Annotated in this window: 25 protein-coding genes, 1 pseudogene and 1 other annotated feature; of the genes and pseudogenes, 24 read left to right on the forward strand and 2 right to left on the reverse strand. The window is 37.0% G+C overall.

The window, feature by feature from the left end; genetic code table 11:
- The first annotated feature begins 518 nt into the window (after positions 1-518).
- Complete coding sequence (locus ACTWPF_RS16930) at positions 519-1061, forward strand: DUF2812 domain-containing protein (protein WP_159033177.1); 543 nt, start codon at positions 519-521, stop codon at positions 1059-1061.
- A 50-nt stretch (positions 1062-1111) separates the two neighbouring features.
- Here the strand turns inward: ACTWPF_RS16930 and ACTWPF_RS16935 are convergent.
- Positions 1112-1336, reverse strand: a pseudogene (locus ACTWPF_RS16935) (DUF2642 domain-containing protein); the annotation flags it as partial.
- 582 nt (positions 1337-1918) lie between these two features.
- On the opposite strand from ACTWPF_RS16935, the gene glmS reads away from it, so the two are divergent.
- The 15 genes from glmS (at position 1919) to ACTWPF_RS17010 (ending at position 18739) form a co-directional block, all read left to right on the forward strand.
- Positions 1919-3721, forward strand: a complete 1803-nt coding sequence (gene glmS, locus ACTWPF_RS16940; RefSeq protein WP_443149894.1) for a glutamine--fructose-6-phosphate transaminase (isomerizing) — start codon at positions 1919-1921, stop codon at positions 3719-3721.
- A gap of 242 nt (positions 3722-3963) precedes the next feature.
- Positions 3964-4818, forward strand: coding sequence for an aldo/keto reductase (locus ACTWPF_RS16945; RefSeq protein ID WP_443149895.1), 855 nt, complete (start codon positions 3964-3966; stop codon positions 4816-4818).
- 556 nt (positions 4819-5374) lie between these two features.
- A complete protein-coding gene (locus tag ACTWPF_RS16950) occupies positions 5375-5764 on the forward strand; it encodes an RDD family protein (RefSeq protein ID WP_443149896.1) in 390 nt (129 codons plus the stop codon).
- Between the two features lie 241 nt (positions 5765-6005).
- A complete protein-coding gene (locus tag ACTWPF_RS16955) occupies positions 6006-6203 on the forward strand; it encodes a hypothetical protein (protein ID WP_443149897.1) in 198 nt (65 codons plus the stop codon).
- Between the two features lie 432 nt (positions 6204-6635).
- Positions 6636-7136 carry a serine hydrolase domain-containing protein gene (locus tag ACTWPF_RS16960; RefSeq protein ID WP_443149898.1) on the forward strand — a complete coding sequence of 167 codons (501 nt, stop codon included), beginning with the start codon at positions 6636-6638 and terminating at the stop codon, positions 7134-7136.
- 64 nt (positions 7137-7200) lie between these two features.
- Complete coding sequence (locus ACTWPF_RS16965; RefSeq protein ID WP_443149899.1) at positions 7201-7521, forward strand: hypothetical protein; 321 nt, start codon at positions 7201-7203, stop codon at positions 7519-7521.
- 282 nt (positions 7522-7803) lie between these two features.
- Positions 7804-8133, forward strand: a complete 330-nt coding sequence (locus tag ACTWPF_RS16970) for a hypothetical protein (RefSeq protein WP_443149900.1) — start codon at positions 7804-7806, stop codon at positions 8131-8133.
- Between the two features lie 410 nt (positions 8134-8543).
- Complete coding sequence (locus tag ACTWPF_RS16975) at positions 8544-8807, forward strand: hypothetical protein (RefSeq protein WP_161464745.1); 264 nt, start codon at positions 8544-8546, stop codon at positions 8805-8807.
- A 67-nt stretch (positions 8808-8874) separates the two neighbouring features.
- The gene (locus ACTWPF_RS16980; protein WP_443149901.1) at positions 8875-10113 is read left to right on the forward strand and encodes a hypothetical protein; all 1239 of its coding nucleotides are present in this window, start codon (positions 8875-8877) and stop codon (positions 10111-10113) included.
- Positions 10114-10143: 30 nt separating this feature from the next.
- Positions 10144-11028 carry an ABC transporter ATP-binding protein gene (locus ACTWPF_RS16985; protein ID WP_443149902.1) on the forward strand — a complete coding sequence of 295 codons (885 nt, stop codon included), beginning with the start codon at positions 10144-10146 and terminating at the stop codon, positions 11026-11028.
- Positions 11025-12140, forward strand: a complete 1116-nt coding sequence (locus tag ACTWPF_RS16990; RefSeq protein ID WP_443149903.1) for an ABC transporter permease — start codon at positions 11025-11027, stop codon at positions 12138-12140. The genes ACTWPF_RS16985 and ACTWPF_RS16990 overlap by 4 nt, the downstream gene beginning before the upstream one ends.
- 60 nt (positions 12141-12200) lie before the next feature.
- Entirely contained in the window at positions 12201-12761 is a 561-nt protein-coding gene (locus tag ACTWPF_RS16995; protein WP_443149904.1) for an AAA family ATPase, read from the forward strand.
- 275 nt (positions 12762-13036) lie between these two features.
- Positions 13037-13912 (forward strand): GNAT family N-acetyltransferase, encoded by an 876-nt coding sequence (locus ACTWPF_RS17000; RefSeq protein WP_443149905.1) that lies wholly within the window; start codon positions 13037-13039, stop codon positions 13910-13912.
- Positions 13913-14769: 857 nt separating this feature from the next.
- Positions 14770-14956 (forward strand) — a binding site (T-box leader).
- Positions 14957-15066: 110 nt separating this feature from the next.
- Positions 15067-18150, forward strand: a complete 3084-nt coding sequence (gene ileS / locus ACTWPF_RS17005) for an isoleucine--tRNA ligase (RefSeq protein WP_443149906.1) — start codon at positions 15067-15069, stop codon at positions 18148-18150.
- 133 nt (positions 18151-18283) lie between these two features.
- Positions 18284-18739 carry a DUF4362 domain-containing protein gene (locus ACTWPF_RS17010; RefSeq protein ID WP_443149907.1) on the forward strand — a complete coding sequence of 152 codons (456 nt, stop codon included), beginning with the start codon at positions 18284-18286 and terminating at the stop codon, positions 18737-18739.
- 364 nt (positions 18740-19103) lie between these two features.
- On the opposite strand, the gene ACTWPF_RS17015 is transcribed toward ACTWPF_RS17010, so the two are convergent.
- Positions 19104-20018, reverse strand: coding sequence for a class I SAM-dependent methyltransferase (locus ACTWPF_RS17015; protein WP_443149908.1), 915 nt, complete (start codon positions 20016-20018; stop codon positions 19104-19106).
- Between the two features lie 335 nt (positions 20019-20353).
- Here ACTWPF_RS17015 and ACTWPF_RS17020 point away from each other — a divergent pair, with 335 nt between their 5' ends.
- The 8 genes from ACTWPF_RS17020 (at position 20354) to ACTWPF_RS17055 (ending at position 25234) form a co-directional block, all read left to right on the forward strand.
- Positions 20354-20779, forward strand: a complete 426-nt coding sequence (locus ACTWPF_RS17020) for a hypothetical protein (RefSeq protein WP_443149909.1) — start codon at positions 20354-20356, stop codon at positions 20777-20779.
- An 88-nt stretch (positions 20780-20867) separates the two neighbouring features.
- Positions 20868-21572, forward strand: coding sequence for a class I SAM-dependent methyltransferase (locus tag ACTWPF_RS17025; protein ID WP_443149910.1), 705 nt, complete (start codon positions 20868-20870; stop codon positions 21570-21572).
- 101 nt (positions 21573-21673) lie between these two features.
- Positions 21674-22120: an NUDIX domain-containing protein gene (locus ACTWPF_RS17030; RefSeq protein ID WP_443149911.1), complete on the forward strand. Its 447-nt coding sequence runs from the start codon at positions 21674-21676 to the stop codon at positions 22118-22120.
- A gap of 89 nt (positions 22121-22209) precedes the next feature.
- Positions 22210-22434, forward strand: a complete 225-nt coding sequence (locus ACTWPF_RS17035; RefSeq protein ID WP_443149912.1) for a hypothetical protein — start codon at positions 22210-22212, stop codon at positions 22432-22434.
- Positions 22397-22660: a hypothetical protein gene (locus ACTWPF_RS17040; protein ID WP_443149913.1), complete on the forward strand. Its 264-nt coding sequence runs from the start codon at positions 22397-22399 to the stop codon at positions 22658-22660. Before ACTWPF_RS17035 ends, ACTWPF_RS17040 begins: the two co-directional genes overlap by 38 nt.
- A 139-nt stretch (positions 22661-22799) precedes the next feature.
- Positions 22800-23531 carry an ABC transporter ATP-binding protein gene (locus tag ACTWPF_RS17045; RefSeq protein WP_443149914.1) on the forward strand — a complete coding sequence of 244 codons (732 nt, stop codon included), beginning with the start codon at positions 22800-22802 and terminating at the stop codon, positions 23529-23531.
- Positions 23521-24543, forward strand: coding sequence for an ABC transporter permease (locus tag ACTWPF_RS17050; RefSeq protein WP_443149915.1), 1023 nt, complete (start codon positions 23521-23523; stop codon positions 24541-24543). Before ACTWPF_RS17045 ends, ACTWPF_RS17050 begins: the two co-directional genes overlap by 11 nt.
- 34 nt (positions 24544-24577) lie before the next feature.
- Positions 24578-25234, forward strand: a complete 657-nt coding sequence (locus ACTWPF_RS17055) for a TetR/AcrR family transcriptional regulator (RefSeq protein WP_443149916.1) — start codon at positions 24578-24580, stop codon at positions 25232-25234.
- Positions 25235-25530 lie beyond the last annotated feature (296 nt).

The following is a 25530-nucleotide window of genomic DNA, read 5'->3' on the forward strand; positions in this document are numbered from 1 at the left end:
TCTTTGTACTGCTTTTTTGTGAAAGAAGAACACTATGTTGCTACATGGTTGATTGAACGGCATTCTTGGTCGATAGGCTAGCACTCATGGTTGATTGAACGGCATTCTTGGTCGATAGACTAGCACTTGTGGTTGATTGAACGGCATACTTGGTCGATAGGCAAGCACTCATGGTTGATTGAACGGCATACTTGGTCGATAGATTAGCACTTGTGGTTGATTGAACGGCATACTTGGTCGATAGGCAAGCACTCATGGTTGATTGAACGGCATTCTTGGTCGATAGGCTAGCACTTGTGGTTGATTGAACGGTATTCTTGGTCGATAGACTAGCACTTGTGGCTGATTCAACAGCATTCTTGGTCGATAGGGTAGCACTCATGGTCGATAGGATAGCTCTTGGTAACAGAAACACTCTCCTACACACCGCCCAGTCATCCCGCTTCCAACCCACGCTGTCATAATTGTCCATCTCTCTGAGTAATATAAAAGAAAGAGGACTGGGAGAGGTGATGGTTATGAAAAAAGTCTTTCGTCCGTTCTGGAGCTTTGATATTAAGAAAACGGAAAGCTGGTTGGACCGTATGGCGCAAGATGGCTATCAATTGGTCACTATTCAAACAGTAACTAGCTCTTTCTTATTTGAAAAGGAAGAAACCTCCTCGATTGTACATTACCATATTGCTTATGAAAGATCTGAGAAGAATCCACTATCCCTACCACTCCAAAAGGATGGCTGGGAGTTAGCCATACAGCAGAAAAATTGGTATATTCTGCGCACGCAAAAACCTACCAGGGATCGTAAAAGCTTCCCTGTTCGAGAAGGTTTAATTAGAAGAAACCGCAATTTGCTTTATCTTTTTGGAGGCATGACAGCTTATGCCGCATTAACTACAGTCTTTTTCTTGCTGCTAAGTGGCATTACTTTATATTTTGATGGGATGCTAACGATTGAAGCAAATCCGTTTTGGCTGGTAACACTTATCATTTCTGTATTACTTTGGACGATCGCCCCATACTGCACGCTCCACCTGTATAAAGGCAATAAGCCCTTCTGGTAGACCGCCATTACCGATAGGAATGCGAGTGGCCCTTCAAAATAAATGATCTGGGAAAGCCGTATGTGTAATGATCGGTCTTCCACATTTAGATGAATATGATCTACTGCAACTCCTGCATTTAACCCTTCAATTCTTCCTGCTGTTGTCATCAAAGCCATCCGCTGTCCTTGGTGCCTACTCAGATGCTGGACAAAAACTGGGTCAAGCTGTGTCATATAAGCTGTTGGTTGTGGCACAGCCTTGATTGGATAAATTTCTGTGTGTGCTGCCGGCATTTGATTTACATAGCCCGGCTGGTCAAATTGGCTTTTGCTCCATATGCATTTTATCCGCGTCCCCGTGCTTCATTTTTACCATCTCCCTACCTACACATTTTTACTTATACCTATGCCAACTGGGCGATTGTTGTGCTTTAATCTGTTTTGGCGAACGGCCATGCCATTATGAACAGGAAGAAAGGAGAAGACATACAATATCTCACACCATAAATAATGATTGACTTTCAATTAATGGAAAGGTTAAAATGTGGTGTACCCATTTTCAGTGGGAAGATTTTGAAACAGAAAGGAGCAACGGTAAATAAAACGGAACGACAAAGCGCCAGGACTATTTTCCGAACGGTGAGGAATAATAGTTGACGAGGTCGGAGGTTATCGATATTTCGGCGGATGCCTCCCGGTTGTACATCCCAATCGTTATGCTTTTTCTTAAAACAGTGAGGTAACTTATTGGACAAAGGAAAAAGGAACAGGATGACATACAACAAACACGAGAAAGGGGCAGTAAAACGCTCCTCTATAACAAAATATATTGGTCTGTTTGTCTGCCCCTTTCACGTATAAGGAGGCCCACTAATTATGTGTGGAATTGTAGGATATATTGGACAAAATGATACAAAAGACGTTTTATTAAATGGACTTGAGAAGCTAGAGTACCGCGGGTATGACTCAGCGGGAATTGCTGTGCTAAATGATGAAGGAATTAACCTTTTTAAAGTAAAAGGTCGTATTGCTGCGCTTCGTGAACGCGTAGATAACTCTGTTCATGCAACAATGGGAATTGGCCATACGCGCTGGGCGACACATGGAGTGCCAAGTGAAGATAATGCACATCCACATCGTAGCACGTCTGGAAGATTTACCCTTGTTCATAATGGTGTTATTGAAAACTACCAAGAAATTAAAAAGGAATACCTTCAGGATGTAAACTTTGTTAGTGAAACAGATACAGAAGTAATTGTACAGCTTGTAGAAAAGCTATTTGCTGAAACTGGTAGCACTATCGAAGCATTCCGTAAAGCAATGGAACTTTTAAAAGGCTCTTATGCTATTGGTCTAATTGATAACGAAGATGAAGATACACTATATGTGTCTAAAAATAAAAGCCCACTACTTGTAGGTCTGGGTGATGGCTTTAATGTGGTTGCAAGTGATGCAATGGCGACATTGAAGGTTACGAATCAGTATGTGGAAATCCATGACAAAGAAATTGTTCTTGTTAAACGTGACGGTGTCGAGCTACAAAAGCTTGATGGCACAGTAGTGGAACGCAGCCCATACACAGCTCATATTGATGCAAGTGACATTGAAAAAGGGACGTACCCTCACTTCATGTTAAAGGAAATTGATGAGCAACCTTTCGTAATGCGCCGAATCATTAAAGAATACCAGACAGAAGATAACAAACTGAAGCTTGATGCAGATGTGCGCCAAGCAATGAAAGCTTGTGACCGCATTTATATCATTGCTGCAGGTACGAGTTATCATGCAGGACTTGTTGGGAAAGAGTTCATTGAAAAACTTGCGAATATCCCGGTTGAGGTTCATATCGCTAGTGAGTTCTCTTATAACATGCCATTACTATCTGAAAAGCCACTGTTTGTCTTTATTTCTCAAAGTGGTGAAACAGCGGATAGTCGTGCCGTTTTAGTTAGAATTAAAGAATTGGGACATCCAGCACTAACGATTACAAATGTGCCAGGATCCACCCTTTCTCGTGAAGCAGATTATACTTTGAATTTATATGCAGGGCCTGAAATTGCGGTAGCATCTACAAAAGCATATACTGCTCAAATTGCAGTATTAGCAATTCTTGCAGTAGATACAGCACAAGCAAAAGAACTTGAGCTGGACTTCGATCCAATGCAGGAGCTTGCAATTGTTGCAAACGCAATGGAAGTTTTAACAGATCAAAAAGAAGCTATTGAAGAACTTGTACGAGAAAACCTCGGCACAACGAGAAATGCATTCTTTATCGGTCGTAGCACGGACTACCATGTATGTCAGGAAGGTTCACTGAAACTAAAAGAAATCTCCTATATCCAAGCAGAAGGATTTGCCGGCGGAGAATTGAAGCATGGTACTATCGCTTTAATCGAAGAAGGAACACCTGTTATTGCCATCGCAACGCAGGAGAATGTAAACTTGTCAATCCGCGGAAACGTGCAGGAAGTAGCTGCTCGTGGAGCAAACACGATGGTATTCAGCATGAAGGGACTAGAGCAGGATACAGACGCATTCGTTATCCCGCATGTACATGAATTGCTAACACCACTAGCAAGTGTTGTGCCAATGCAGTTGTTGGCTTACTACGCAGCACTACACCGTGACTGTGACGTTGATAAACCACGTAACCTTGCTAAGAGTGTGACGGTAGAGTAGGTTATTAATATTATTAAAATAAGAACCGAGAGACGTACAAAGGTGCGCTTTCTCGGTTCTTTTTTCATGGCTATATGTCTAGTCATCTATATAAATAATCTCATACAAAAGTCTCCAACTTCTTACAATTAATTCCATTTAGTGTAGGATTTTTTTATTCGGGTATTGTAATTATGGACATCATGGAAATAGCTATTTCCATTCTGAACTTACATTGCAAAATTTTTAAAGGAGATGAGATTTTGACTTTAAATAATAACGGTTTTACTCTAAATGATGGTGCAGTGCTTCCTTTTGTAGGATTAGGCACGATTGGTATTAATGGGGATCAGGGTACGTTTGAAATTTTAAACGCCTTAAATATAGGATATCGCTTGATCGATACGTCAACAAACTATGATAATGAAGGAATTGTCGGTGAAGCGGTGCGTCGGTCCGCACTGCCCAGAGAAGAAATTTTAGTCAGTACGAAATTGCCCGGCGCCTACCATGAATATGATAGAGCATTTATCTTTATTCAAGAATCACTACGCCGCACTGGATTACAATACTTTGATAAGTATTTAATTCATTGGCCGAATCCTAAGGACGGCAAGTATGTGGAAGCTTGGAAGGCTTTAGTGGATGCTCAAAAACAAGGGTTAATCAGAACGATTGGCGTTTCAAACTTTGAACCTAAACATCTGGACGACATTATCGAAGCAACAGGTGTGACACCTGCTACAAACCAGGTGGAGCGTCATCCGTATTTTAATAATAACCGTATGGTGGAAGAAAATAAAAAACGGGGCATTCTTACTGAAGCTTGGAGCCCTTTTGGTCGAGGATATCTGAATGACGTGCTGGAAAATGCTACAATTAAAGAAATTGCGGATAAGTACGATAAGACCCCGGCAGAGATCATTTTAAATTGGAATTATCTAGCCGGCGTATTCTCTATACCAAAATCAAGTAATCAAGTACATCAAGAAGATAATTTCAATAGTACCAACTTTGAATTAGCACCTGAGGATATTAAAAAAATTGATTCATTGGATAAAGGAGAAGACGGTCGAGTAGAAGGGCAGGACCCAAACGAATACCACGAATATGTGTAGGCAGGGCGCTATAAAGTGAAACTTCACTTCAGGGGGGATTTTTGCTCTCCCCCCCACTAAGGTATTCGTTTCATATAGACAATGTCGTTTTTGATAAGATATTCGGTTGGAAAATCTGACTTAGAAGTTTTTGAACAATAGATAAAAGGAGGGTCTGCTTTAAACAGGTCCTCTTTTTATTTTTAAAATTGTTCTGTTAACACGATTATGTAAAAAGGGTTAATTTAAATGAGATTAATGTTATATATATAAACAGAGTATCTCATCAATTGCTTCATAAATAATAACTATATTTTTATGCCGCACTTATAAGAACTGATTACTGTCATCAAATTTTCCAGTCGACCATGGTATTTACCACCGTTTCCCATCGTATTTGCCAATACATATGTAAAGCACTGGGACACCTTGTATTGGAATGTAGCTACGCCTTACCATTTAGCCAATAGTAAAACAAGAATGTGTTAGAATAGTTAGTAAGATTTAGTTAACAAACAATGAAACTCTTAAAAATATCCTAATAGAAAAGAGTTCAGTTAAAAATAGGAGGGTTTTAATGAAATCTATTACGAAAAAACGTACAAAAGCATTTTTAATTGATTTGGCAATCTCAAGCGCTGTAACAGCTGGTGTAGAGTATTTTCTAAGGAAAAAGGTGAAAAGCGAAGCGATTCACGCCCTAGTAACACCATCCATCGTAATGTGGACACTTGAATATGGACAGCTACGCCGAAATGGTCAAACATTTGGTTACAAAAAAATGGGGCTAGAACTCGGAAGCAAGGAGGGTTCAGAGCTGACATCTGGCCAAATTATAAAACGGATGGGTTATCGGGATACTGTGAGCTTTTTTGATTACTTAAAAAACCCTAAGAACTTTGAAGGCCAGGATGGAGCGGTACTTACTCACGATCGTTTTTCGAATACTGTAGTGAAAGAACTTTGAGAGATAAGTGTCAAGTCGCAATAAAGTTGCTTAACAACAAAAAAGTTTCGAGTGTTCGATTATACTAAAATTAAACGAACGTGCCTATATCACAGCTGAAGAGATGCTTGCAGAAAGTTCAACTGAAATTCAACCGATGGGAATAGGCCGTGGCATCTTATCTTGCTGCAGTGCTTGGTATTAGTGCTATCGGTGAAGCAAGCTTGTTTCGATCATTCGTAAGTATTGAAGAGGTGATTTGATGCACAAACTTTTGGCGATCTCAATTTTAGGAATGGGTTTAACTGGTGGCGTCTTAATAATTTCGGTCTCACAGTTATTTAGTCCTCCAATAGGGAATATGTTGAAGATGATTACCGCTGCTTCAACAGTAGCTTTTATTATCTTCGCCGTCTCAGCTTTAGTATTTCGTCGGCGATTAAATGAAAAAAGAGAGTAATATATTTATTAATTTAATAAGGTCGTTATTAAGGAGTAGACAATCTTGTCTACTCCTTAATTGTTTGTTCTATGTATGGTCAGTTCGAGTAAACCCCAGAATTTTTGACAATAATCTCTTAAACTGATATCTCATATCGTACACAGGAAAACCGCAAGCTTTATCGAACTAGAATTATAGCAACCTAAAGTAGGCAAAATAGGTAATTTAATTTAAAGGGTTATGACGGACATCATATTTATGAATTATAGGTAAAATCTTGGAATGAGAGTACTTGATGAAATAATAAAGAGGCATCCAGTAATTGGGCGCGATTGTTGATGGAAGCATCTACAACGTATACTAATTCACTATAATTATATCTGCACTATACGTTATTGAATTGAGATAGAAAATTTATTGGGTAAATATCTAAGGAGGATTTCCAGGAAAATGAACGCTTTAACCAAATTTGAAAATCAACTAAAAAAGGACAAAATTAATAGTGCTCTTGTACAGAGGGATAATACTAGGATGGTCGAATATTACCGCAATAATAAAATGAAAGAAAAGCAACATAAAATATATTCTGTTACAAAAAGCATTTTATCCATAGTGGTCGGAATAGCAATAGATAAGGGGTATATCGAAAATGTTAACACACCAATTGATCATTATTTTCCGAAACTTAATAATACCAGAGAGAAGCAGAAGATCACAATAAAGCATCTACTTACAATGACTTCAGGAATACATTGGCCGGGTAATGGTGGCATGATACCAAGCAAAGATTGGGTCAACTTTGTACTTGATCAGCCTATTGATAACCCTCCTGGAAAAGAGATGGTTTACAGCCCATTTGGTAAGTGCCATTTTACAAAACGCTACCGGATTAAACACAGAATAATTTGCCAGAAATCAGTTATTTACGCCACTTGGCATTACAGATTATAACTGGAACCATGATGCTCAAGGCATAGCTATTGGTGGGTTTGGATTAACGCTGAGAACAGAGGATATGTTAAAAATCGGCGAACTATATTTAAACAAGGGGAGATGGAAATCCAAACAAATCGTACCCTACCGTTGGATTGAGGAATCTACCGGTCCTAAGGTCAAAGTTGATGGTACAACTTCATACGCTTATCACTGGTGGAATGAAACATTCGATGGTCGAATTGGGAGGATGTTCTTAGCGTCTGGATATGAAGGACAGTATATTATTGTTGCACCTGACCACCAATTGGTTGCAGTTTTTACCAGCAGTATAAAGGATGATGCAACAAGGCCTTTATCTTATTTCAAGGACTATCTACTGACTAATGTCGTGAATCAATAAATGGCGAATTTGAAGTCTGAAAAGTGTTGAACTACTTATGAGCATTTTACAGTTAGCTTAAAAATAACCGTTTACAATTTGAAACCTGTAGATGGTTATTTTTTCGGTTTTTTGGCTAAGGCTTAGATTTCATAAGGTTCCCTTAACACCTCCATATGTTTGACTCTTTTTAATCATAAAGTACTTGTAATTTACATAAAAATGTTAATAATTCCAAATATTAAAAGGATTTTTACATTAATTGTAGAATAATAGATATAGATAGATTTAGAAGGAAGGTAAATGAGTATGAAGAAAAAAATTGTTCCTATACTTTCATGTGTTTTAGTAAGTTTGTTTTTAGTCGTGACGCCATCACAGACGCAGGTATCTGCTCAAAAATCAGGAGAAACGGTTCAGTCTACTCAAACTAGGACAGTGACTCAGACTAAACCTTATCGACTTAATCAATCAATACCATCATCAATCTCTTATAATGTTGGTGGATGGAGTGGAACTCTATATAGAGTAAGCTCACAATCTACCGGAGACTATATCCTAGTTAGATATAGTGGAAGTGTTCATTGTTCCGGATCTTGTGTGCTTCCTTCTAAATTAGAAGAACAGAAATAAAACAAACTAGTAAGTAAGGAATGCTTCTTTTCACTTGAGGCATTCCTGCATACAATACATATATCATCCCCTCCAGAAATGAGGCGAGCACCATAAAAAAGCTATTCATCATACTAGGTAGTCTTTTCATTGTTACGGCTTGTACAGATGCTAAAATAACGGTTCCTATAGAAAAATATGAAGAAGTATCGCAAGAAAAAGAAATAGTTGAGGAAACGGGAGAAGAAACAGGCAATGAAGAACTAGTTCCCCAGAATGCTAATGAAAAAATAGATATTTCCATACATAGTAAGTCAGACGTTGTTACACCAAGCAATATTGGTTTCTGTTGGAATGAAAGTGTAGAGGAAGACTGTGCACTAGTACCGAAAAATCCAAAAGAAGAAATTCCAAGCGAATCACCGTTATTAGTGAATAAAGAAGAAGAACTAGAAATCTATATGTATGTAGAAAGAGATAAATTGTTAGTCTCTGCTCAACCTTACAAAGTGGAAGTTATCCAATTTAGCCTTCGCGATGAAGAAGGGAAAATTGTAGATAGCAAGACAGATAGGGACCTAATTAAATTTGCAGCTCCTGATGAAAAAGGAGCACATTTTTATCTTATACATGTAATCTGGGATGAAAATGAGACAAAGAGAGCCTATTATGCATTCCGAGCAGTCGTAAGCTAAACGAATTTCGGCTATACCTTAGTCCATTTGCAGGTTTTTTCTCTGGCTTGATCTAGGAGGTATTTCTATGAAGGATTTGTTATTATTTGAATTTAAAAAAATAACCAAAACCCTCTATTTTATGATGATGCTACTAGCATTAATCGCATTTGTTAGCTTTTTCTTTATTTATAGTTACGTTCATACAGCAAGGGTTGATGATTATATTTATAATAACGAAGCCATAAAATCAAGCCATCAATTATCAATTGATGAGCTAAGTAATACAGAGGAAGATAGAGCTACAAATAAAGAAGATATCAAATTTTTCCGGGGAGAAATGGAAGAGATCGATATGCTGTCTGAATCTGCTAGAAATCATGATTGGGAGAATATTATCCGTTACGAAATAGCATCTTCTGAAGAAACAGTCAAAGTACTTCCGTCTCAATCAGAGGAGAATGTTTACACATGGCCTACGCACTTTACAAATGAAGTTGTTATGGAAAAAAACAAATGGCTTCTCGAACACCACATAAAACCTGTCCTTCCTATACATAGTTTTTCAGAAATAACGGCGTATGACAGGGTGTTCAACACAGCCATTGATGAACAAATTGCATATGAATTTTTTAATAAGTATGATTCGTCTTCCATATATTTTTTATTTCTTCTTGTTGAAAATGGCTTAACCATTGGAGGGGCTATTTTCTTTTTATTCCTTTTTGGAAGTATGATCACAAGAGAAGGTCTAGGTCGAAATGGACCAATTCACTTCCTGGCTACCATGCCATTGAAGCGCTGGAAAATTATCTGGAGTAAGTTGATAACGACTATTCTCTTAACATTCTTTGTATTATTTGCCACAATCCTATGGGGAACCTTACTAGGAATTGTTTTTGACCGTTTTGGTGACTGGGACTACCCTGTCCTCATTTACGAACCTGATTTCTCTTTTCGATTTATAGAGATGGGAAACTTTATTCTATTATCATTGCTACTCTTTTTAAGTGTATTGATTTTCTGTTATAGTTGGCTATTTTTATATTCTGTTTTATTGAAGCAGACGTTTATGACAATTGTGCTTACCATCATCACAGTGGGGTCGGGTTATCTACTAAGCGGTTCCGATTTTGCAATAACCCAAGAGCTTGCACCATTTAATCCTTTTCATTACTTTCATATTACCGAAGTTATTACAATGGAATACGCATTTAACGCAGAGAACTATAATTTCACCATGTGGAACGGTATTATAAGTTTATTTATCTTCAGTTTAATTATAATACTCGCTGCTTTCTTACTTTTTAGAAGAAAAGCCAAGTAGTATTAGTCTAGTAGGATGAGGAGGATTCCGATGATTGTCCAGGTTGATAACTTAAAAAAGAAATATAAAAAAGACTGGATTCTTCAAGGGGTTCAGTTTGAAATAGATCACCCACAAATTGTTGCATTAGTCGGCCCAAATGGCTCGGGGAAAACCACCCTATTTAATTGTATGACGAATCTATTGTCTTTTAATGGTGGGTCAATTAAGTTACTAGAAAAGGATTATACGGATACATCCCTTTTCTATGATATTGCATATTTACAGGATAATCGAATTCTCTATGAAAATTTAACTGCATATGACCATTTGAAATTCGTTTGTAGTGTTATGAAGCTGCCTAATTCGAAAATAATAGAAGTGGCAGAGCGGGTTGGAATGCAACATTATTTAAAAAAACGAGTTCAAAAATTCTCGCTCGGTATGAAGCAACATCTCCTTTTGGCGATGGCGATCATAAATAGTCCAAAGTTATTGCTAATGGATGAGCCAATAAATGGATTAGACCCTACAAGTGCCATTAATATGCGGAATATCTTATTAGAGTTGCACGAAGAAGGTACCACTATTATTATTTCTTCCCATAATTTAGATGAAATTGATCGGCTAACGAACACGATTTACTTTATGAAAGATGGAAAAATTTTAGAAGAATCATTGAAAGACTATAATACAAAAAAGTATTTTCTAACTGTAAATCAGATAGACCAAGCAAAAGTCATTTTAGGGGAAAACGCCTATCCTGTTAAAGTTAATGAGGAGGAACAGATTGAATTTGATGACAATCATACGTCACTGCAAGAAGTGATTAGCCTCTTAAACCAACACAATATCCTAATTGAAGATACGGAAATCATACGAATTGGTGCTGAAAAAAGGTACTTGGAATTATTTGAAGGGACCAATACGGAATGAGGGTATTTCTATTTGAGTTGAAGAAAATTGCTTGGACGAAGAAGTTTCTCGTAATACTTCTAATTCTTTTCTGTTCTGTTGCATTCTTATTCATTCGAAATAGTTTATTTGCGGATTACGCCCAAGAGCAAAAGATGAAAGAGCTCACCTTATTTATAGAAACGAGTGCTTCTAATGATTTTAACTACACAAATGAGATAGAACGCCTCGGCAGCAATGAGGAGACGGAGAGGAAACAAGCCTTAAACCTAAAAGTGTGGGATCTTGCAAAGGAACTGGCTAATTCATTTACAGCAGAGGAATGGAAATCGACTTTAACAATCGAAAACAGTCTATTAATTGCAATTCGCAATTATAAGGCGACAGGTGAAGATTATCCTATTTCCGAAGATGATATCTCCTATAAACTGGCCAAGAACCATACTTTATTAGAGTTAGGGATCGCCCCGGAATATGAGAACTATAGCACGGCTTTTCCCAACTTTTTAAAACAAGTTGTTGATGTATTCATTAATTACGGTGGTTTACTAATCGCTTTATTGCTTGTTGGAGAAATTGTGACAAGAGAATTTGAGAATAACTCTATTCGTCTATTATTTACATTACCATTAAGCAGGGCAAAGTTATTTTGGAGTAAGTATGTTAGTGCGCTTACTATTTCCTTTTTTACTTTTATCTTTGTTATAGCTGTCGGGATGTTGGTCGGAAAGTTATTCGTGACAGATGGTTCATTTGCTTATCCAGTACTGATTGAGAAAGAGGGACAATTCTTCTATATGCCTACAATGGACTACATACTTTATGTTATCCTGCTTTTTTCTATCATGCTTCTTTTTGTTACGGCTTTATATATATTTTACAGTTTAGTGTTTAAGCATTTACTTGCTACGTTAACAGCTACCGTTGCAACGCTAGCAGGTGGCTATCAATTAGGAAATTTGATCAATTGGACCCCATTCTCGTGGGTAGATCCCTTTCAATACATTTTTCCTCAAGAAGAAATTCTGTATCAGAACAATGAGCTGTTCTATCAAGGGATTCCCGTTACTTTGTTATTGACGTTGCTGTTACTAGTTATTTCCATATGGAGAATGAAGCGGAGTTTTAATTAAATGTATTAGTACACTCATAACATATTGAAATCTAATTAAGTTGCTAAGGAGAGAAAGCATATGAAGTTTGTTCTTATTACTGGACCGCTAGCAGTAGGTAAAATGACAGTGGGGCAAGAGTTAGCAAAGATAACAAACCTAAAACTATTTCATAATCACATGACGATTGAATTGGTCAATCATTTTTTTGGCTATGGCACGAAGGAGGGAAAAAGATTAGTAAACTTATTTCGGCAAGAGATATTTGAAGAAGTCTCAAAAAGTAATTTGGACGGAATGATTTTCACTTACTTATGGGCGTTTAATTTACAAGCTGATTGGGATTATGTAAACAGAGTAACGCAGCTATTTGAGTCCAAGGGGGCCACAGTCTACTATGTAGAACTAGAAGCTGATCTGGGCGAGAGAATTCAACGTAATAAAAGCTCTAATAGGCTGGAACACAAGCCATCAAAAAGGAATGTTGAATGGTCTGAAAATGAGTTGAAGCGCTCACTTGAGAGCTATAGATTGAATTCTTTAGAAGGCGAGATCAATTTCCCGAACTATATGAAGATCAACAACACCAACTTGAGTGCGGAGGAAGTTGCAGAATTAGTTAAGGAGAAATTTGATTTATAGAATGTTGATAAGAATAAAATTAAGTAATCCTTCATGAAATTATGTTATATAAAATTGTGATAGAGCATAGTTCTCTATTCAGCTAATAGGTAGTTAGTTGAAGAAGGAATAATTAAATATTTATTGAATATGAATAGGAGAATTCAATATAAGGAAGGGAAGGAAGGGTGATAATTGAAACTTTGATGAAAAAGGGAGAGTTCAACTTAAGGGACAGTCTTAGCGGTTAGTTTAGAGGATTAAATATAACAAGAAGGATCGAGGAGGTTAAATAAATGAGTAAGCCTGTAATTCGAACTTATAAAGATTCAAGTGATTTAAAACGAATGCAGAAACTCACACAAGCTATATGGTCACTGGAATCTAATTACCATATTGGTGATTTAGCTTGGCAACGATACCGACACGCTGGGCGTGAGGATGAGTGGATTACTGCAATTTGGGAAATGAATGATAAACCAGTGGCTTGGGGATGGTTAAAACTACCTGGTAGTTTAATGGTGCAAGTTGATCCTCATTTTAAAACATTATCCATGGATATCATTAATTGGTTTGATAAGATGACCGAAACCAATGAACAAAGGGTAACCGTTCTTGAAACTGAGTCTCATCTTATTTCAGCCTTAGAAGATTCTTTATTCAACCCATTAGAAGAAACTCCTGAAGTCCTCTCAAAAATTTCGTTGGATAGTTGTCCTTTCCCTGTTAAATTGCCAGATAAGTTTAAGGCTCGACATATGAAGGGTTCTGAGGATTTAACAAATCGAGTAGCAATACATAGGGCTGCATTTCATCCATCAAGAATCACAGAAGAAAGTTACTTAGATGTTATGAATGCCTATCCTTACGATCCTTCTCTTGATTGGGCAATAGAATCCCCTAATGGTGAATTCGCAGCATCCTGTTTAATTTGGTTTGATGAAATTAATAAGGTGGGTTTACTGGAACCTGTGGCAACAGACCCTGAATTTGGGAGAATGGGGTTAGGCAGTTCCGTTTGCAAGCTTGCTCTCAATGCTTTACGTGATAAGGGGGCAGACACTGCCATTGTTGTTTGTACTTCCCCAAAAACACATGAATTTTACAAGTCTATAGGGTTTGAACCATTTGCTCAAACAAAATCATTTCATCGTTTTAAAAATACTTTATAAACTTAGCTTTTCTTGGTCAACAATACTGGCGAAATAGTTGAAAAGAGGAAAAGAGCAACGCAAATACCATGTGCGCTGGTCTTTTAATTTCTAAAAATACTTTCTATAAAACTCTTTTCGTAGTCTACCACTAGTTTTGCATAAATTGTAGGTTCACTTTTTTTCGTGAAACTAAAAGTCAATCTCTATCAATATGCAGAAATAATTAAAAATTTGCTATAATGTAATTAGTAATAGAATAGGATTTCTCAAGGGTGGTCAGCTCACTCCCAATAGAAAGGGGGTGGTGCTGTATGACGGTTTTCGAAATACTTATGTTCGCTGTAGCTTTTTCAAGTTTAATTGTTGCAGTGCTGTCATTTAACCAAAAAAATAACCCACCCTTGAGTTAGCAGCTCTGGTGGATTATTTCTACCCTATGCTGACCCCCTTGCAGGGAGCCTTAGCTATTGCAAACCGTTTGGTGTACCAGCACCAAGCGGTTTTTTAAATTATATGTTTTATTACTTGTATTATACCCTATTCTAAGTAAGAAGAAAACAATCACTCATTAGTAATAGGTTTCTCTGTGCTTTCTATAGCCACAAATTAACAGAAATCAATCCAACAGTGCAAACTCCATATATAGACCAAGCTAATATTTTATTGCTTCTTGGCACGCCTTTTATTCGAAAAACCTTAATCAACTTGTAAGTCAAAAAAACAAAGAACAAAATGGATAACATTAAAAGTTCATTCAAATTTTTAGTCCCCTTTTATATTCTATAATAGCAGAAAATAAAAATAACAGACTAATAAATGTAAAAACTAAAGTTGACTTTCCCATCCCGGACGGTTATGATTTGTATAATTTAATAAATAATTCGATGACGAGAAAGAGTAGTTATGTTTATCTTATCTACAGAGAGTTGACGATTGCTGAAAGTCAATGGTGAGACCATAATGAAAATCCTCTCCGAGAAGCAAAGTTGAAAAGATTTTTAAACTTTGACGGCATTCTACCGATACCCAGGACGCGTATGATAGTACGTAGTGTAACGATTTGATAAAAACCACTACTATGGTTTTTTTATTTTGTTATAAGTCGAATATATTTATATATATGAACTCGATCCTACGTATGTGGGGTCGAGTTTTTAATTTTAATTGAGGTGATGATGGTGAAGGAAACCAATGTTGAAAGGGAATTAAGGGTTCGGAAAAAATGGGAAGCAGACAAAACATTTGAGCGCTCTATAGCCAACCGTGAGGGAAGAGAGACCTATGTTTTTTACGAAGGGCCGCCAACTGCAAATGGGCTACCACATGCGGGTCATGCCCTCGGAAGAACGATCAAGGATTTTGTAGCAAGATACAAAACAATGTCTGGTTACCAGGTACTGCGAAAAGCGGGTTGGGATACTCATGGTTTACCTGTGGAATTAGAAGTGGAAAAACAGTTAAATATTCGTGGAAAAGATGAGATTGAGGAATACGGTGTTGAGAATTTCATTCAAAAATGTAAAGAAAGTGTCTTTGCCTATGAGAGTGAGTGGAAACAATTCACGGAGGCACTTGGTTATTGGGTTGATATGGAAGACCCTTATGTAACGCTAAAAAACGAGTACATTGAGTCTGTCTGGAACATCTTATCCACAATTCATGAGAAAGGTTATTTATATAAAGGGCATCGAGTTGTCCCATATTGTCCACATTGTGAGACTTCCCTTAGCTCTCATGAAGTGGCACAAGGATATAAAGATGTTTCCGATTTATCTGTAACAGCTAAGTTTCGGTTAAGAGGCAGGACAAATGAATATCTTTTAGGCTGGACGACGACACCATGGACCTTGCCAGGAAATGTTGCTGTAGCAGTCAATCCTACTATGAACTATGTTCGTGTGAAGCAAGACTCTGAAGTGTTTGTCCTTGCAGAATCTTTGGCTCCTACCGTGATGAAAGAGGAGTATGAGGTACTGGAAACTTTGAAAGGAAAAGACTTACTAGGCCTTTTGTATGAAGCACCTTTTGATTATGTGACGGTAACCAATGGACATAAAGTGATCGGGGCAGATTTTGTTACAGATACAAGTGGAACAGGTATCGTGCATATTGCACCAGCGCATGGTGAAGATGATTACAAGGCAATACAGGATAATCAGTTGGATTATATCAATGTTGTGGACACAAAAGGTCGCTACACGGAAGAGATAACACCACTTGCAGGGCGATTTGTAAAAGATTGTGATGTGGACATCATTAAAATGCTTTCAAAAGAAGATCTTTTATTCGAGAAGCAAAGATATGAACATAGTTATCCACACTGTTGGCGATGTGACAGTCCACTGCTTTATTACGCAATGGAAGGTTGGTTTATCCAGACAACAGCAGTGAAGGAAAGAATGCAAGCGAATAACCAGGAAGTTAGTTGGTTCCCTTCCCACATGAAAGATGGAAGGTTTGGGAACTTTTTAGATAACATGGTGGATTGGAATATAGGGCGAAACAGATATTGGGGAACCCCGTTAAACGTGTGGGTTTGTCAGGAATGTGGAGAAGAAAAGGCTCCACATTCAGCAAAAGAACTAAGAGAACTTGCTGTAGAAAAAGTGCCAGAAGATCTGGAATTGCACAAGCCTTATGTGGATAACGTTCATTTAACCTGTTCATGTGGTGGGAGAATGGATCGAACAAGCGAGGTTATCGATGTCTGGTTTGATAGTGGGTCCATGCCATTTGCTCAATACCATTACCCATTTGAAAATAAAGATTTGTTTCAAAAACAATTTCCTGCAGATGTCGTAATTGAGGGTGTTGACCAAACAAGAGGTTGGTTTTATAGCTTATTAGCAGTTTCTACACTGTTTACAGGACAATCACCTTATAAGCGCGTCCTTTCCTTAGGGCATATTTTAGATGAAAATGGTCAAAAGATGTCGAAAAGTAAGGGAAATGCTTTGAATCCAACGGAGCTAATTGAAGAGTTTGGTGCTGATTCGTTAAGGTGGGCCTTGTTAGCGGACAGCTCACCATGGAACAATAAACGCTTTTCTAAAAAAACGGTAAGTCATGCAAAATCCAAAGTCATTGATACTTTGTTAAATGTGTACTCGTTTTATTCCATGTATGCAGAAATTGACCAATTTAATCCAGCTAGCGACTTGGGAGGAACTCCGACAACGCTCGATAAATGGGTTGTTTCTCGTTTAAACACCGTTACAAGGGAAGTGGTTCAAAGCCTAGAGGATTATGACATCACCAAAGGGGCAAGAACCATCGCCACCTTTGTTGATGAACTTAGTAATTGGTATGTAAGGCGTTCAAGACAACGTTTTTGGAGTAATGGAATGACGGAGGATAAGCGAGCAGCATTTAGTACCTTATTTGAGGTTTTAAAGAAGCTTTCTCAGCTAATGGCTCCTTACACACCATTTGTTTCAGAAGACATATACACAAGCTTAATGAACGAAAGTGTGCATATCTCGGATTATCCACAACCAGATGAAAAACTTGTGGATGAACCATTAGAAAAAGACATGGATGCCGTATTGGAAATCATAGAGCTTACTAGATCGCTGCGCAATACAGTTGGAATAAAAACGAAACAGCCACTAGCCAGGTTGGTTATCGTGCCTGCAGAAGCATCTAATCTGTCTGGTTTGCAGAATTATGTTTCTATCATAAAAGATGAAATGAATATAAAGGACGTAACATTTAAAGAAGTTGCTCGAGAATTAATACAGTTCGAGATGAAGTTAAATTTCTCAGTTGCTGGACCAAAGCTGGGTAAATCTCTAGGTGAAGTGAAAAACAAAGTAGAAGCATTAGGCAACCTGGAAAAGGCGACGTTTCTTGAAGAAGGCGAATTGCAGGTAGTATTAAACTCAGGCGATACTGTAAAGCTCACAACAGGGGATGTTCTTGTTGAGAAAAAGGGAAGAGATGGCTTTGCATTACTAGAAGGGAGCCATTTCCTTACCCTACTAGATACCAATGTAACGGAGGAATTAAAAGAAGAAGGATTAGTAAGAGAAATAATTCGAGCAGTACAAACATATCGAAAAGAATTGAATTTACCAGTTGATTTACGAGTAGACTTATTCATCCAGGCTGATACATGGCTGCAAAACGTTCTGGTTGAGCATGATGAATTAATGCAACGGAACCTAATATTAAACAATGTTCATTTTGAAGGTAAACCAGATATGAGAAGTTTCCATGTAGAAGGCAATGAAATAAAAATGTTTATTAAATCATAGGAAAACCATGTAGGATAAGACACCTTGCTAAACAGGAGCAAGGTGTCTTTTTTACATAAGTTTTTAGTAGGTGGAATTAAATGAAACATCCTTTAAATAAAAACGTCTTACTTATTGGGGAGGAATAAATACAATGCAAAAGTTATTGCGATTTGTAAGTGTTTTAATTATTACCTTGGTCGTTGTATGTTGTCAGAATACAGAGTACTCAACAAACCCGAATCAAGAACAAAATAATATTCCTGATTACACCCCTTCAACTGAAGACGTTAAAGATAGAAATGGTGATATTGAGAATATAAAGAGGTTTGAAGAATTTCGTCAGAATGTGGAAAATGGACGGAAAGATAGCGTTAGAGTAGTGAGGTATACCACTGAGAGTGACCCAATGCTGCACGACCTAGAATATAGCGGGGAAATAATAACTTCAACACGTGACACTAGAAGGGATACGTTTGGCGACGGGGAGATTAATACCACAACTTGTACCTCAATAAAAATAATAGAATCCACAGAAAGTACGGAGTTCGTTTTAGAGGGTTGCGAGAATGTTGAAGACGATATTATTTTAGGAAATTTAAACTTATAGGTGTTGAGTAGTGCTGAAAATATGACACATCGTCTCTATACATAGGCTTTGTCATAAATTATAATACCCAAAGAACACCTGGAAAAGGGTAGTGCAATTTTCCTTCTTACTGGAAGCGGTTATACACTTGGTTGTGTAGCAACTTCTCAATCAAATGTCGTATCAATTTTATAGTGGTTGGACCCATCTAAAAATCCAGTAATCGTTATGACTCCTAGTCAAAATTTGAGTAACTACTAAAAGCTAAAAGACCTCCAGTGTAGGTCTTTGCCAAGGGATTTAAATAAAATGCATGCTAGGGTTATTTTGGAATATATCATGAATAGTGGAGCCTCTCTATTAGTGAGAGGCCTGTTTGAAATATTTACTTCTTTACTGCATGAATGTAATGAATTGTTTCAAATGCGGTTAAGTAATCGTTTCGATTGCTAAAATATTGCTCATTAATTTTGTAAGGAGATAACTGTTCATAGATTAGTAGACCTGATTTCTCTAATACCTTTTCCATTTCTGATATAGAGTAACATGATTTCATGGGCTCTCCGCTAGCTTCGGCCATTTTAACCATGTTCTCTACCCTGTTTGAGAGCCCTTTTTCTTCAAAAAGGCATTCATCTGCATAATCAAAAACAATAGAGCTCCCAGTTGGAACTTTTGAGAATAGTTCTTCTAATAAGCTAGAAAACTCATTTTTAGTTAGGTAATAAGAAACTCCTAGCAAACTAAAAAATGTTCTTTCATATTTAAAGTTTTTTTCTAGTAGTTTTTTATATGAAAATACGTCTGTAAAATCCATTGGAACAAAATGGATATTACTCGGTATTTTTATATTAACTTCATCCAATCTTTTCACTTTAAATTGTTGTGTAGATGGATGATCAATTTCAAAAATTTCAATGGTATTCTCCAATTCAGGATGTCTTATGGAAAACGTATCGAAGCCAGCTCCGAGTATTGCATATTGCTTTACCCCTAAACTAATTTCATTCTGTAAAACACTTTCACAATACGCCGCACGCGCCAAAGGTGTAGGAGATAACTGTACTTGTGTAATCCATTTTAATATTTCTTCTGGTTTATTCTTATACTTTTCTGCAATTTCTTTGTTGAAGAACTGAATGCCTTTCACCATATTCTCTTCAATGTTATGAAAATCTTGTTGGGAAAGTAACTGTATAGCGATAAAGTCATCAAAGATCTTTGGCGAGTCATATTTACTATGATATGCCCGACCGAATGCCGATACTAAAGAAGTTAAACTGGATTCATTCTGCTTCATACCAATTTCCTCCTATAAAAATAAGATTCCCCTGGCCAGGAGAATCTTATTATATACAATAAATAAATAATTGTAAATTATAGCATAAATAAATTATTTTGTCAAATATTTAGAACTGAACTGTTATTGGTTGTGCTCCCTTTTTAACAAAAATGTTTTATGAATTAAAAGCCCATAATTTGAAATAATCGCGCGAATATTATGTTAATATTATTAGGAAGTAGTGGAGTATAAACACAGTAAGTACATGGATAGCTATTAATTAAAAATAACGTAAATTTTACTAAGGCGGGAGAAACCATGACCCAATATATTTATATCGCTTCGCCAATAGTTTGCCACAAGGTTCATTTGGTGAGAATCCCATATCCCCTGAGAAACCAAATGTCTTCAAAACTGAACTTGATTTTGTACATTTAAGTTTCGAAACTAATTACGATAGTGAGATAAAAAAGCGATTTTCTTATAGTCCCCATTTTACATATAAACATCAAGTAGCAGGATATGCTAACCAAATCCCTTTTCCAAACACAGTAAGTGGAAGATCAGAGGAAGAAAAGTGCTTAAGGATTCTCTATAACTATTTAGAAGGAGTGATTGAAAAAAGTAGTATTGTAGAGTATTTTACCTCTTTAAATGGGGAAGAAGACTTAGCGCTTTCAAACAAAAGAAGCGTTAACTGGGAAGATATAAAAGATCCCTATGACTTGGTTATAGAAGACCGTGAATTATTGGAGATTACTTTGTGGAAATGCAGTTAATGGAGGCAAATTTCGTAGTTTACGGTCAATAGGAAGTTGAGTAGGTAATAGCATTGAGGGGACTTTTTAGAAGCAGGAGGAGGATTCTGTGAATAGAGTTGAATATATTCGAAGAGAAGAGAAGAAATATCATGATTTATGTTATGAAAACTATAAATTATTTGAAGAGGGGTCCTGGCTATACAAGCCTGTAAAAACGGTAATGGAACAAGTCCCACTACTAAAAGATAATAAAGACATTCGTGTTCTTGATTTAGGGGCTGGTGTAGGACGAAACAGCATTCCAATTGCTAATGAATTAAAGCACAATGCTGGAAAAGTTGTTTGTGTTGATTTATTACCCTCTGCAATAGAGAAATTAAGCCAATACAGTAAGGAGTATGGTGTTGAAGAAGTAATTGAATTAGAGAACTCTGATATAGCAGATTATCAAATTAAGCAAAATGAATATGATTATATTGTAGCCGTATCAAGCTTAGAACATGTTGCGTCTGAATCTGTTTTTGATAGCGTTTTAAAAAAGATGGCAGCTGGTACAAAAAAAGGCGGTTTAAATTGTATAATCGTAAACTCTGAAGTAGAGGAAATAGACATTCAATCAAATGAAAGACTGGATGCTCTAATGGAAGTAAACATAAAGACTGAAGATATGATATATAAATTAAGAAGCTTTCATAATAGTTGGGAAGTTGTTAAGCAGCTGGTAAAACCATTTGAATATAAAATAGTGCGTAATGAAAAAGACGTGTTATTAAAAACAAATGCTATTACCTATGTGGTTAGAAATAGGTAAAAGACCAATAAGCGCGTCGTCGATGACTTTAACAAAAGTAGGACAAATTTTGCTAGATCTGCTTACATAGTATGACGGTTTAATTAAATGGAGGTTCCCAATTGTATAATACGAAGAATAAAGGTTTTAGTTTTCTTGATTTTATTGTTGTGAAAGAAGAAGAAGTATATGATTATCATCGATTGGCTGGTTCTTATGCAGTAATTAAATGTGATGATAAATATCTGTTATGTTATAACACGTTGAGAAAGCAATGGGAAATACCAGCAGGAAGGAGGGAAGAGGACGAAACACCAAAAGAGTGTGCTATAAGGGAACTTTACGAAGAAACTGGTCAGAGGGTTTCGGGGTTAGAATTTAGGGGATTGTTGAAAGTGAAAAGCTTGATCAGTGACGAGGTAAAGTATAATCCTGTCTATTTTACTAATCTTGTAAAACTCCAACCATTTCTCGAAAATAATGAGACATCTGAAATACTGTTATGGGACTTAAAACAAGAGATTGGTTACATAGATGAGATAGATATTAAAGTATTCAATTATATATAATGATAAGTGCATATTTAGTCAGCCTTTTGATATTAAATTAGCCAATGATTATCTCAATTAGTTTCATTGGAACTTTAGGGGGGAGTCCTTTGAGAAAGAATCGGTTATTGCTGATTTTCCTTAGTCTTGTTTTTGTCATAGCAGCTTGTAAAACAGAAGAAACCATAAAAGAGGAAAAATGGGAAGATGATAGTCCGTTTTTTACAAACGAGATTGGTGAGATGTTTGGAAAAGAAGGTAGCATTGGAATAATAGGCCTTAAAACCATCACAGAGAGTGGGCAAAAGTGGATGTGGCATTTTTTGGGGAACTGAAGAAATTTCTTATAAAGAATGGGAAGTAAAAGCATTTAAGCAAGGTGAAGAAGAATCGATAAACCCCATTACATTCAAAGATGAAAGTTTAACTCCTCTTAGTGAATCCATAAACGGGCATGCTCGTTCAACTGTAATGTTTCCATCATCAGGTGCATGGAAGTTAGAGGTTTATATTGATGAGGAATATTTTGATGAAATGATTGTAGATGTTACGAAGGAATGATAAGTGTACAACAAACCTGAAACAGTAATTAACATACTGAACACAAACCAAAAATGAGTGATTACTCACTTTACAAATAACTCCAAACAAACTAAAATAAAAGTGATTAATCACTCACTAAGCTGTAAGGAGGAATTACATGACTAAAGACATTCTTTCAATAAGTAAAGTCGAGAAATCTTATGCAGGGAAAGAGGTACTGGGCTCCATTTCCTTCGCTTTAGAAAAGCCAGAAATCTTTGGGCTGCTCGGTCCTTCAGGGGCAGGAAAGACGACGCTCGTGAAGATTATTGCTGGTATTGAAGAAGCTACAAATGGGAATGCCGCTATTCTTGGAACAAATATGCCTAACCTCCAACAAATGAAGAAAATTGGTTATATGGCTCAGTCGGATGCTTTATACAGTGAGTTAACTGCAAAAGAAAACATCATGTTCTTTTCCGCGTTATATGGACTAAAGAAAAGCGAGATAAAGCGGCGTATTCAGGAAATCATAGCAATGGTCGATCTCGAACAAGACATGAATAAAAAGGTAGCGGATTTTTCCGGTGGCATGAAACGAAGGTTATCACTAGCCATTGCATTAATGCACGAACCAAAGATACTCATATTGGATGAGCCAACTGTAGGAATTGATCCGGTTCTGCGGAGAAAGATTTGGGATAACTTTCAAGAGCTAAAAGCTTCTGGTACGACAATTATCGTTACAACGCATGTCATGGATGAAGCGGAAAAGTGTGATCGCCTGGGAATGATTAGAGATGGAGAGATGATTGCGATCGGGAGCCCTGATCATTTAAAGTCAGAAACTCAAACAGAGAGTATTGAAGATGCCTTTTTATATTATGGAGGTGTGCTTCATGCGAATTAAAGCAATGGTTACACGAATTATTAAGCAATTCGTCCATGACAAACGGACAATCGCGTTATTGATTGTAGCACCAATCCTTGTTCTTACTCTGTTATCATTAGTGTTTAACGGTAAAGAATATACTCCCAAACTGGCGCTTGTTGATGTTCCGACCCCAATCTTAACGGCACTTGAAGAAAGCGAGGCTGAGGTTTCAAATCAATCTTTATCTGAAGCGGAGGAAATGCTCGAAGAAAAGCAGTTGGATGCCTATATTACGTTTGAAAATAATACTCCTACCATTACATTGGAAGGGAGTGATCCTACAGCAAACCGTGCCACACTGCAAGTGATTCAAAATGTAATAAGCAAGCAACAACAAAATGAAAATTTAGCAATGGAAATTGATTATTTACACGGTAGTGAGGATGTGACTTCCTTCGATAATTTTGGACCAGTATTTATCGGTTTCTTTGCTTTCTTCTTTGTCTTTCTAATTGCGGGCGTATCATTTCTGAGAGAGCGAACCACAGGCACACTCGAAAGATTGCTGGCTAGTCCAATCAGACGGTGGGAAATAGTTGTCGGTTATGTGGTGGGATTTGGCTTCTTTACTGCGCTACAAACGATTATTCTGGCATGGTATGCAATATATATTTTAGATATGATGATGGTTGGAAACTTTCTATACGTCCTCTTAATTTCATTAATGACAGCCTTTGTGGCTCTCACTCTAGGTACATTACTGTCCACATTTGCTAATAATGAGCTGCAGATGATTCAATTTATTCCCATCGTTATTGTGCCACAGTTTTTCTTTTCTGGTGTGTTTAACCTAGAAACAATATCGGATTGGGTGAGCTGGATCGGTCCATACACACCGTTATACTACGCTGCAGATGCATTACAAGATATTATGATTCGTGGGTATGGGTGGCAGGAGATTGCCATCGACTTTTATATCCTCTTAGGTTTTTCTTTAGTATTCATGCTATTAAATACATTGGCATTGAAGAAACACCGTCGTTTATAATAGAGGGAGAATAAAAGGCTGAAGGAGTTTGATGATGACAAGAGATGATACAAATGAAGAATCTATCTTTGAATTGAGTGTAGAAGAAAATAAAGAATTAACCCAAAAGCAAAAACAAATTCTCGAAGCAGCCATTAATATTTTTGCTGAAAAAGGTTACGCAGCTTCCTCAACAAGTGAAATTGCCAAACAAGCAGGTGTTGCTGAAGGGACAATTTTTAGACATTACAAAACCAAAAAGGATTTACTGATTTCGATTGTTTCTCCTATAATGAGCCGGTTAGTGGCACCCTTTGTAATCAATGATTTTAAAAAAGTTCTTCACACTAATTATGAGACAGTTGAAGAACTACTAAGAGCTATATTATTTAACCGAAAAGCTTTTGCAGAGAAAAACCTGCCAATCATTAAAATCATGCTTCAAGAAATCCCTTTTCACCCGGAATTGAAAGAACAATTTATGAAGCATGTTGCAAGCAAGGTCTACACACGGCTAGAGTATATTGTGACGCATTTTCAGTCTCAAGGACAAATAATCGATATGCCAGCATCATCCATTATAAGGCTAATAGCATCCTCGATGATTAGTTATTTAGTAACACGCTTTGTCATAATACCGGAAGCTGATTGGGATGATGAAGCGGAAATTGAGCGGACCATTCAGTATGTTATGGGTGGGATAGGGAAATAGCTGAGGTTGCTCAGGATAAGAATAAGTCAGAGTTTTCTTTTCATCCAGAATCGAGTATACTAAACGTAGATAATCATAAAATGAAATACCGCTAGTGCTGTCACACTCGGTATCAGTGCAGTAGCCCTTCAAGGGGGCGACTCGCCAATTGGTTGATAAAATAACCACCTACTTAGCTGTCAGGCATAGGGTGGTTATTTTTCATTCCGAAATGACAGGATAGCAACGATTAACGTTCCAAAAGAAACCATCACAGAAGTGTGGTGCAGCCCATTTGGTAAGTAGTTGAACTAAAT

The sequence above is a fragment of the Oceanobacillus sp. M65 genome (assembly GCF_052246275.1).
Lineage (GTDB): Bacteria > Bacillota > Bacilli > Bacillales > Amphibacillaceae > Oceanobacillus_B > Oceanobacillus_B jordanicus.

What these genes read in the sequence shown, in the direction of transcription:
- ACTWPF_RS16970 (WP_443149900.1), top strand. Translation starts at nt 7,804, where the DNA reads ATGAGTATGAAGAAAAAAATTGTTCCTATACTTTCATGTGTTTTAGTA.
- glmS (WP_443149894.1), top strand. Translation starts at nt 1,919, where the DNA reads ATGTGTGGAATTGTAGGATATATTGGACAAAATGATACAAAAGACGTT.
- ACTWPF_RS17010 (WP_443149907.1), top strand. Translation starts at nt 18,284, where the DNA reads ATGCAAAAGTTATTGCGATTTGTAAGTGTTTTAATTATTACCTTGGTC.
- ACTWPF_RS17050 (WP_443149915.1), top strand. Translation starts at nt 23,521, where the DNA reads ATGCGAATTAAAGCAATGGTTACACGAATTATTAAGCAATTCGTCCAT.
- ACTWPF_RS16965 (WP_443149899.1), top strand. Translation starts at nt 7,201, where the DNA reads ATGTTAAAAATCGGCGAACTATATTTAAACAAGGGGAGATGGAAATCC.
- ACTWPF_RS16950 (WP_443149896.1), top strand. Translation starts at nt 5,375, where the DNA reads ATGAAATCTATTACGAAAAAACGTACAAAAGCATTTTTAATTGATTTG.
- ileS (WP_443149906.1), top strand. Translation starts at nt 15,067, where the DNA reads ATGATGGTGAAGGAAACCAATGTTGAAAGGGAATTAAGGGTTCGGAAA.
- ACTWPF_RS17055 (WP_443149916.1), top strand. Translation starts at nt 24,578, where the DNA reads ATGACAAGAGATGATACAAATGAAGAATCTATCTTTGAATTGAGTGTA.
- ACTWPF_RS16985 (WP_443149902.1), top strand. Translation starts at nt 10,144, where the DNA reads ATGATTGTCCAGGTTGATAACTTAAAAAAGAAATATAAAAAAGACTGG.
- ACTWPF_RS17045 (WP_443149914.1), top strand. Translation starts at nt 22,800, where the DNA reads ATGACTAAAGACATTCTTTCAATAAGTAAAGTCGAGAAATCTTATGCA.
- ACTWPF_RS16955 (WP_443149897.1), top strand. Translation starts at nt 6,006, where the DNA reads ATGCACAAACTTTTGGCGATCTCAATTTTAGGAATGGGTTTAACTGGT.
- ACTWPF_RS16960 (WP_443149898.1), top strand. Translation starts at nt 6,636, where the DNA reads ATGAACGCTTTAACCAAATTTGAAAATCAACTAAAAAAGGACAAAATT.
- ACTWPF_RS17000 (WP_443149905.1), top strand. Translation starts at nt 13,037, where the DNA reads ATGAGTAAGCCTGTAATTCGAACTTATAAAGATTCAAGTGATTTAAAA.
- ACTWPF_RS16980 (WP_443149901.1), top strand. Translation starts at nt 8,875, where the DNA reads ATGAAGGATTTGTTATTATTTGAATTTAAAAAAATAACCAAAACCCTC.
- ACTWPF_RS17015 (WP_443149908.1), bottom strand. Translation starts at nt 20,018, where the DNA reads ATGAAGCAGAATGAATCCAGTTTAACTTCTTTAGTATCGGCATTCGGT.
- ACTWPF_RS16930 (WP_159033177.1), top strand. Translation starts at nt 519, where the DNA reads ATGAAAAAAGTCTTTCGTCCGTTCTGGAGCTTTGATATTAAGAAAACG.
- ACTWPF_RS16995 (WP_443149904.1), top strand. Translation starts at nt 12,201, where the DNA reads ATGAAGTTTGTTCTTATTACTGGACCGCTAGCAGTAGGTAAAATGACA.
- ACTWPF_RS16990 (WP_443149903.1), top strand. Translation starts at nt 11,025, where the DNA reads ATGAGGGTATTTCTATTTGAGTTGAAGAAAATTGCTTGGACGAAGAAG.